Raw genomic sequence first — 7,794 nt, 5'->3', positions numbered from 1 at the left:
CGCGCGGTGGAGAGGGGAAGCCCGGTGAGCTCAATTAAATACCTGGGGAGTTACTCTTATCTTTTGAAACAATGAACCATTGTGTTAGAATCAAAACCAACCAAAAAATACCCAAAAGCTAGCTTATGAATTTTTGTACACTTGGACTTGCTGTGATTGAAACTGAAGCACAAGCTGTCTTTGAATTAACCCAAAGGATTGATGCTCGTTTTGAAAAAGCTTGTGAATTATTACTGGCTTGTAAAGGACGTATTGTCGTCACTGGTATGGGCAAGTCAGGGCATATTGCCAATAAAATCGCTGCCACCTTATCCAGCACCGGTAGCCCGTCATTTTTCATGCATCCAGGTGAAGCAAGCCACGGTGATTTAGGAATGATTACCCGACAAGATACTGTGATTGCCATTTCCAACTCAGGAAATACGGCCGAACTAGTCACCTTGCTTCCTATATTAAAACGTTTGGAAGTACCTCTTATTACCTTAACGGGTAACCAAGAATCTGTTTTAGCACGTACGGCTGATGTGAATTTGGATGTGAGTATTAAGCAAGAAGCATGCCCTATGGGCCTTGCACCAACAACCAGCACCACCGTTGCTTTGGTAATGGGTGATGCCTTAGCAATTGCCTTATTACAAGCTCGCGGCTTTAGTGAAGAAGATTTTGCCTTATCTCATCCTGGCGGCTCTTTAGGTAAACGCTTGCTGCTACGTATTGATGAACTAGGGCATCACGGCGATGGCTTGCCCATAATTAATGAACGTGCCACAGTAAGTGAAGCATTAATTGAAGTCACCAATAAAAAATTGGGAATGACTTGTGTAGTTGATAACAAAGGTTATCTCGTAGGCATTTACACCGATGGTGATATACGTCGTACCCTGACTCGCCAATACGATATAAATACCACTCAACTTAAAGAAGTTATGACCCGTAATGCACGTACGATTCCTGAGGGAATACTGGCTGCCGAAGCATTGGCTCTGATGCAAAAACACAGTATTACTTCCCTCATAGTCACAGATAATGAAAATCGCCCTACCGCAGTACTGCATCTTCATGATTTATTAAAAGCAGGCGTATTTTAAATGAATACTGTTTTCGAGTTAGCTAAAAAAATAAAATGCCTCATCTGTGATATGGACGGTGTGCTTACTGATGGGCTCTTATACATAGACAATAACTTTAATGAACTTAAAACCTTTCATATCCATGATGGAGTGGGTTTAAAACTGTTGATGGCCGCAAACATTGAAGTGGCAGTAATTACCGGCTCACGCAATGCAGTAGTGGATCATCGCATGCAGCAATTAGGTATTAAACATTACTATAAAAACCAGTTGGACAAACAAACAACCTACATGCAACTGAAACAAACTCTTAATCTTGAAGATGAAGAAATGGCTTATATTGGTGATGATCTTCCAGATTTACCTCTAATCCAAAGAGCGGGTTTAGGTGTTGCCGTAGCAAATGCGGTGCCACAAGTAAAAAAAATTGCTGATTGGCAAACTGAATATACTGGAGGTCGTGGGGCAGTACGTGAATTATGCGACCTAATTCTTAACGCGCAAAATAAAATGGATTTAGCAATCACGAGCTATTTACGATAATGAATACCATAAAAAAACTTGTCTGGCTTTTTTTTACTTTAATTATTCTGGCCTGCTCCGGCTGGTATTACAGCCATACCAATGTACTCACACGCCTGGATAGTGAAACTTTGGCCAATTCAGTGGAAACCACCGTATCGCACTTAAAATTGCGCCAGTTTGGTAGCGATGGCACGCTTGTAAATCGTTTATCTGCGCCAATCATGCAACATATTCAAAAAGGCGATGTTTATATTTTTGAACACCCCCATATTTTAGTAAGCCAAGAAGAACAACAACCCTGGGATATTCGCTCCAAAATGGCTAAAGCTTTTGCAGGTGGTGATCGTATTACTTTTACTGGCAATGTTATCGTCCATCAAAAGCATGGACGCAATGCTCAAGAAAGCACGTTAAAAACTGAGGAAGTAACGTACTTCCCCAAAGAGAAAAAAGCCAGTACTGATCTTCTTGTGACTTATGAGCAACCAGGCAACATCATCCAATCCAAAGGAATGAATGCCTATTTGGATGAAAAGCGAGTAGAATTGCTCCATCAAGCTCGAGGAAGCTATGCTCCAGAAAAAGGCTAAGCTTATTTTATTAACTCTATTCACCACAGTAGCAGGTTTAGTGCATGCCTTACCCTCTGACAATGAAAAGGTCATGCATGTCATGGCCGATTCGGCCAATCTAGACCAACAAACACATAAAGGGATCTATACTGGGAATGTTGAACTAACCCAAGGTACTTCAAATTTACAAGCAACCAAGGCGATGACTCTGGGTAATGAGAAAAACCAACTCGTCTTAGCCGTAGCTAATGGTGAGCAAGGGAAACAAGCACATTACTGGGCTATTACGGATGAGAAAAAACCCCCTTTGCATGCTTATGCAGATATTATAAAATATTACCCCATGCGTCATCTTATCGAGTTAATCGGTAATGCGCGGGTAGAGCAAGGCGATGACTCTTTTAGCGCACACAAAATTAGTTATGACACAATAAAAAAACAGGTCATTTCCCAAGGCAATGGCAAAAAAAGAATAACCATTATTTATCATCCTGAAAAGAAACCGACATGAGTTTATTAGAAGCCCGCAACCTTAAAAAATCATTTAAAGCACGTACTGTTGTTAATGGCGTAAACATTCATATCAAACAAGGCGAGTGTGTTGGCTTATTAGGCCCTAATGGTGCAGGAAAAACTACCTGCTTTTATATGATCGTCGGTTTGCAATCCTGTGATGAGGGGCAAATCATTCTTGATAGGCAAGACATTACCCACAGCGCCATGCATCAACGCGCACGGTTAGGTATCAGCTACCTCCCTCAGGAAGCTTCCGTATTTCGTAAGCTAACGGTTGCTGAAAACATTATGGCAATTTTAGAACTCCGATTCGATTTAAATGAGCAAGCTCGCCAAGAAAAATTAGATTTATTATTGCAAGAATTTCATATCACTCACATCAGCAATAGTTTAGGAATGGCCTTATCTGGAGGCGAGCGACGTCGTGTAGAAATTGCCAGAGCACTTGCGATTGAACCCTCATTTATCCTTCTTGATGAACCTTTTGCCGGTGTAGATCCTATCTCTGTAATTGACATTAAAAAAATTATTCAGCATTTATGCAACAAAGGCATCGGAGTATTAATCACCGATCATAATGTGCGTGAAACCTTGGACATCTGCGAACGTGCCTATATTGTGAGCCAAGGAAAAATACTCTGTGAAGGAACACCTCATGTAATATTAGCGAACAAGCAAGTAAGAGCTGTCTATTTAGGCGAAGACTTTATCTTGTAATACCAAAGAAGCAACCATGTTACTACTTATTGATAATTATGATTCCTTTACTTATAACCTGGTACAATATTTCCAATGCTTGCAACAAGAAGTTATAGTCTATACCCATGATCAAATAAGTCTTGGGCAAATCAAACAGTTAAACCCGGATTACTTGGTCATTTCCCCTGGTCCTAATGCTCCAGATGATGCCGGTATTTCGATGGCGGCCATCCGTGAATTTCATCGAGACCTTCCCATACTGGGCGTATGTCTGGGACATCAATGTATTGCTCAGGTATTTGGAGGGAAAATTATTACTGCTCCAGAAATCATGCATGGAAAAACATCCTTGATTGAACATCAGCATCGTGGCTTATTCTGTGGTATTCCCAATTATTTTAAAGCAACTCGTTATCATTCACTCGCTGTTGAGCCAAATAACATTCCTAAATGCTTATCTGTGGATGCCTGGACTGATAATACCATCATGGCAATTACTCATCGTCAATACCCAGTTTTTGGGCTACAATTTCACCCGGAAGCCATTTTAAGTGAATACGGCATGCAATTATTAGAGAATTTTTTAAAACATGAATCCCAAGCTGCTATTTGAACAACTCATTGCCAAACAAGAGCTCAACCCACAGCAAATGAGCGAAGTAATTCATGCGTGCATGTCTGGAAAATATAATGATCTGCAAATCGCAACTTTTTTAGCCTTAATGCGTATGAAAGGCGAAACCGCAAATGAATTAACTGCTGCAGCCAAAGTGATGCAACAATTGGCACATTCAATAGAATTAGGTGATAATTTAATTGATATTGTAGGCACAGGTGGTGATGGTAAGAATACCTTTAATGTCTCAACTGCTTGCAGCTTTGTAGTAGCCGCCACAGGAATACCTGTAGCAAAACATGGAAACCGTTCTGTATCAAGCCGCAGTGGCAGTGCGGATTTATTAGAACAAGCAGGATTTGTACTCAATCTTTCTGATCAACAGATGCAACAATGCATGCATGAATGCAATTTAGCTTTTTTGTTTGCTCCCACTTACCATCCTGCCATGCAATACGCCCGCACTGCACGCCAGCAATTAGGTATACGTACTATGTTTAATTTGCTAGGACCTTTGATTAATCCCGCACACGTCAAAAAACAAGTCGTTGGGGTATTTGCCACTGCATGGCAAATGCCTTTAGCTGCGGTATTAGCTAATTTGGGCAGCCAACGCACTCTTGTTATTAGCTCCCAAGATGGCCTGGATGAAATCAGCATCGCTGCACCCACTTTTGTAGTCGAATACAGAAACAACCAGTTTTATGAATGGTTCATTTATCCTGAAGAATATCAACTGCATCATCCTTCTTTGGATGCCATCATTGTCGATTCACCAAACCAAAGCCTACAAATGATTGAAGAGGTATTGGCAGGGAAACCTGGTGCTGCACGCGATATGATATTACTTAATTCTGCTGCAGCAATCTATTGTGCTCATGAGCAAATTAGTTTTGTCCAGGCTTTAGAGCAGGCAAAAGTAGCCATTGACAGCGGCAAGGCAGCAATCTGTTTTGCACAACTGCGTCAATTAACTCAAAACTTAAAAAAGAATTAAATTATGAATAGCGTATTAGAACGTATTACCCAACATAAGCTTGAAGAAGTAGCCTTTGCCAAAAAAAATGTTCCGTTAAGTTCTCTGCCTGCCCCCAAATTAGAACACCGTGACTTTATTACTGCTTTAGAGTATTGCGCCACTCCCGCAATTATCGCAGAAATAAAACGCGCCTCACCCAGCAAAGGCATAATCAGGCAAAATTTTGATGTTGCAGAAATTGCAAAAACTTATGAGAAACATGGGGCAAAATGCTTGTCAGTATTGACGGATAGCGAGTTTTTCCAAGGACATCCTGATTATCTGGAATGTGCAAAATCGCATTGCTCTTTGCCAGTATTACGCAAGGATTTCATTTTAGATTCTTATCAAATTTATGAAAGCCTTTCTTTAGGTGCAGACTGTATTTTATTAATTGTTGCCTTATTAGATGATACGCAATTGATTGATTACTGCCAATTAGCTCAAGAATTACAAATGGCGGTTCTCGTAGAAAGCCATACACAAGAAGAGTTAGAACGTGCTTTACGCCTCCCTACTCCTTTAATGGGCATTAATAACCGCAGCTTACATACCTTTAAAACCGACATTCAATTAAGTCTGGATTTGAAAGAACTTATCCCCAAAGACCGAATTGTGATTGCCGAAAGCGGTATTAATACTCATGCCGACATCATCTTAATGCAATCTCATGAAATTAATACGTTCCTAATTGGCGAAAGCTTAATGCGCGTTCAAGACATTGGTAGTGCCTTAAATCATTTGATTTTGGGAAATTAACCCTTTAATCAAAATCCGGCTCGGAAGGCTGCGCAGGCTCCGGTTCAGGCACTCCGGGATAATTAGGCTCTAACGGTTCAGGCTTTGTTGGGTACTCATTAGGAGTCTTTGGAAACTCATCAGGCTCAGGTAATTCACCATTACTATTCAAAATCGTTCCTTATATTTGCACTACGTTATTAAATTATAGCAAAACCAAGCTTCGTATAAGGTACAATAAACATTTAACCCAAAGGTAGACATCGATGAAAGTAGCTGTAATCACAGGAGCCGCAAATGGAATAGGCTTGGCTTTGAGCCAAATCTATCTGCAAAAAGACAATACAGTCGTCATGGTTGATAAAGACAATACTAAACTCCAGGCAGAGATTGCGCAATTAAGTACCAAATACCCACAAAAGATCTTGGCTATAACTTGTGATGTCACTCAAAAAGATGAGGTTGTGGAATTAGCGGCGCAAACACAACAAAAATTAGGACGCGTTGACTACATCTATAATAATGCTGGAATTATTGGACAATTAGCGCCGTTGTGGGAATTAAATCCTGAATATATTCAGCAACTCATAAATATTAATGTGTATGGCATGATCCATATGATCCAAGCCTTTACCCCATTTTTATTCAAACAAAACATTCGCTCACATATTATTAACATGGCAAGTTTGTATGCGCTTTGTACGAGCTCACAAACAGCCTCTTACTCTATGTCCAAACATGCTGTTTTAGCACTGTCTGAATCATTTTATTTTGACCTCATACGCTTGAATAAACCGGTGGATATTTCAATAGTATTCCCTTCATTTACGGACACCGGATTGCTTACAAATAATCCCGAAGGAAGTTCCTCATTTCATGGTGCGTTGCAAGGTTTATTATCTCATTCTCGTCCTGCGGTGGAAGTTGCAAAATATATAGTGAATGAAGTAGAACAGAAAAAATTTTATATTTTTCCTGATAAAGAAGTCAAAGGATATTGTGAAGAACGAACAAAAGCATTATTACTGCAAGAGAATCCACATATAACCAGCGTAGAAAAAATAATAAGTACCTTAGCAAAACGCCAGGAAGCCCGTGAAAAAAAAGCATGACCGCCCTTTGGTCTGAATATTCTGGTAAGCTTATTTTAGTAGTTTTTGAGAAGAAAAACCTAATCGTTTAAAAAAACTCGGAATCCACAACCTGAATATCATCTTAACTTATTGATCAGGCGAATTATTCACACTCCTTAAATATATTCGACACTCTTCTATCATTTTCTCTAAAGCTTTCAATGAAAATGTTTTAAGCCCAAAAAGAAGTGTCGTTATTCCCTGTGCCTGTTTTAAAACTTTTAGCGTGTTTCTTTATTGAGTCCAGTCTTCTATTTTTAAACCTTCAACTTGAGTAAACGCATAATCATTCGTAATGAGCACTACTCCCAATGCTAGGGCGTGGGCGGCGATCAGCAGATCCAAGTTACCTAATATTTTACCCTTTTTTTGCATGTCAGCACGAAGTGTTCCATAATAAGCTGCAACAGCGCTATCCCAAGGTAATACATCAACACGAATCAAAAATTCATGAACAACTATGCTTAATTGTTTCGCCCTAGGTTTTTTTGCTAAACCCAATAATAATTCCCCTTCAGTTATCGCTGAAATTGCAAGTTCTGACATAGGAACAGAAACACCTTTGTTACGAACATTATTTACTCCCCTGATAAAATGACTCACCGTATTAGTATCTAGCATATAGCGATTGATTACTCCGTTAGTCATTAAAGTACATCTCTTTCTTGTGGTAAAGAATCTTCACGCTCAGTCATAAAATCTTTAGAAATTTCAACTGTGTTTAAAAGATCAAAAAAATCATCCCAAGTTCCTGGTTTACGAGACAATATAACATCCCTTGTCTTTGGATCTTTTCTTATAAAAACTTCCTTGCAATTAAAACGTTAGGCTGCTGGTAAACGCACAGCTTAACTACGGCCATTTATGAAGATTTTGGCAGATTGACTCATGATAAATCCTTTCAAAT

The 7,794-nt window shown here is 39.6% G+C and carries 11 protein-coding genes and 1 pseudogene; 9 read left to right on the top strand and 3 right to left on the bottom strand.

From position 1 onward, the window contains the following. Positions 1–125 precede the first annotated feature (125 nt). From QM652_RS13425 to trpC, 8 genes are read left to right on the top strand one after another with little or no spacing between them, the layout of a single operon-like run. On the top strand, positions 126–1,088 hold the full coding sequence (locus QM652_RS13425) for a KpsF/GutQ family sugar-phosphate isomerase (protein WP_415076639.1): 963 nt from the start codon (positions 126–128) through the stop codon (positions 1,086–1,088). Beyond that, positions 1,089–1,613, top strand: a complete 525-nt coding sequence (gene kdsC / locus QM652_RS13420) for a 3-deoxy-manno-octulosonate-8-phosphatase KdsC (RefSeq protein WP_415076637.1) — start codon at positions 1,089–1,091, stop codon at positions 1,611–1,613. Further along, positions 1,613–2,185 (top strand): LPS export ABC transporter periplasmic protein LptC, encoded by a 573-nt coding sequence (gene lptC / locus QM652_RS13415; protein WP_415076635.1) that lies wholly within the window; start codon positions 1,613–1,615, stop codon positions 2,183–2,185. Before kdsC ends, lptC begins: the two co-directional genes overlap by 1 nt. Continuing rightward, positions 2,166–2,678, top strand: a complete 513-nt coding sequence (gene lptA, locus QM652_RS13410) for a lipopolysaccharide transport periplasmic protein LptA (RefSeq protein WP_415076633.1) — start codon at positions 2,166–2,168, stop codon at positions 2,676–2,678. The genes lptC and lptA overlap by 20 nt, the downstream gene beginning before the upstream one ends. Then, positions 2,675–3,400 carry an LPS export ABC transporter ATP-binding protein gene (lptB, locus tag QM652_RS13405; RefSeq protein WP_415076631.1) on the top strand — a complete coding sequence of 242 codons (726 nt, stop codon included), beginning with the start codon at positions 2,675–2,677 and terminating at the stop codon, positions 3,398–3,400. Before lptA ends, lptB begins: the two co-directional genes overlap by 4 nt. Before the next feature lie 16 nt (positions 3,401–3,416). Next, entirely contained in the window at positions 3,417–3,995 is a 579-nt protein-coding gene (locus QM652_RS13400) for an anthranilate synthase component II (RefSeq protein WP_415076629.1), read from the top strand. Further along, positions 3,973–4,995: an anthranilate phosphoribosyltransferase gene (gene trpD / locus QM652_RS13395; protein WP_415076627.1), complete on the top strand. Its 1,023-nt coding sequence runs from the start codon at positions 3,973–3,975 to the stop codon at positions 4,993–4,995. The genes QM652_RS13400 and trpD overlap by 23 nt, the downstream gene beginning before the upstream one ends. A 3-nt stretch (positions 4,996–4,998) precedes the next feature. Next, the gene (gene trpC / locus QM652_RS13390; protein ID WP_415076625.1) at positions 4,999–5,775 is read left to right on the top strand and encodes an indole-3-glycerol phosphate synthase TrpC; all 777 of its coding nucleotides are present in this window, start codon (positions 4,999–5,001) and stop codon (positions 5,773–5,775) included. 4 nt (positions 5,776–5,779) lie between these two features. Here the strand turns inward: trpC and QM652_RS13385 are convergent, their stop codons facing one another. Next, on the bottom strand, positions 5,780–5,926 hold the full coding sequence (locus tag QM652_RS13385) for a hypothetical protein (RefSeq protein ID WP_415076623.1): 147 nt from the start codon (positions 5,924–5,926) through the stop codon (positions 5,780–5,782). 94 nt (positions 5,927–6,020) lie between these two features. On the opposite strand from QM652_RS13385, the gene QM652_RS13380 reads away from it, so the two are divergent. After that, positions 6,021–6,866: an SDR family NAD(P)-dependent oxidoreductase gene (locus QM652_RS13380; protein WP_415076621.1), complete on the top strand. Its 846-nt coding sequence runs from the start codon at positions 6,021–6,023 to the stop codon at positions 6,864–6,866. A gap of 108 nt (positions 6,867–6,974) precedes the next feature. On the opposite strand, the pseudogene QM652_RS13375 reads toward QM652_RS13380, so the two are convergent. Further along, positions 6,975–7,103, bottom strand: a pseudogene (locus tag QM652_RS13375) (hypothetical protein); the annotation flags it as partial. An 18-nt stretch (positions 7,104–7,121) separates the two neighbouring features. Next, the gene (locus tag QM652_RS13370) at positions 7,122–7,535 is read right to left on the bottom strand and encodes a type II toxin-antitoxin system VapC family toxin (protein WP_415076619.1); all 414 of its coding nucleotides are present in this window, start codon (positions 7,533–7,535) and stop codon (positions 7,122–7,124) included. Positions 7,536–7,794: the final 259 nt, after the last annotated feature.

The organism is Legionella sp. (assembly GCF_047605385.1).
Taxonomy (GTDB): domain Bacteria; phylum Pseudomonadota; class Gammaproteobacteria; order Legionellales; family Legionellaceae; genus Legionella.
The sequence above is the reverse complement of the archived record's forward strand: the minus strand, read 5'-3'. Positions and strand labels throughout refer to the sequence as shown.

What these genes read in the sequence shown, in the direction of transcription:
- QM652_RS13380 (WP_415076621.1), top strand. Translation starts at nt 6,021, where the DNA reads ATGAAAGTAGCTGTAATCACAGGAGCCGCAAATGGAATAGGCTTGGCT.
- lptC (WP_415076635.1), top strand. Translation starts at nt 1,613, where the DNA reads ATGAATACCATAAAAAAACTTGTCTGGCTTTTTTTTACTTTAATTATT.
- trpD (WP_415076627.1), top strand. Translation starts at nt 3,973, where the DNA reads ATGAATCCCAAGCTGCTATTTGAACAACTCATTGCCAAACAAGAGCTC.
- kdsC (WP_415076637.1), top strand. Translation starts at nt 1,089, where the DNA reads ATGAATACTGTTTTCGAGTTAGCTAAAAAAATAAAATGCCTCATCTGT.
- lptB (WP_415076631.1), top strand. Translation starts at nt 2,675, where the DNA reads ATGAGTTTATTAGAAGCCCGCAACCTTAAAAAATCATTTAAAGCACGT.
- lptA (WP_415076633.1), top strand. Translation starts at nt 2,166, where the DNA reads ATGCTCCAGAAAAAGGCTAAGCTTATTTTATTAACTCTATTCACCACA.
- QM652_RS13425 (WP_415076639.1), top strand. Translation starts at nt 126, where the DNA reads ATGAATTTTTGTACACTTGGACTTGCTGTGATTGAAACTGAAGCACAA.
- QM652_RS13370 (WP_415076619.1), bottom strand. Translation starts at nt 7,535, where the DNA reads ATGACTAACGGAGTAATCAATCGCTATATGCTAGATACTAATACGGTG.
- QM652_RS13400 (WP_415076629.1), top strand. Translation starts at nt 3,417, where the DNA reads ATGTTACTACTTATTGATAATTATGATTCCTTTACTTATAACCTGGTA.
- trpC (WP_415076625.1), top strand. Translation starts at nt 4,999, where the DNA reads ATGAATAGCGTATTAGAACGTATTACCCAACATAAGCTTGAAGAAGTA.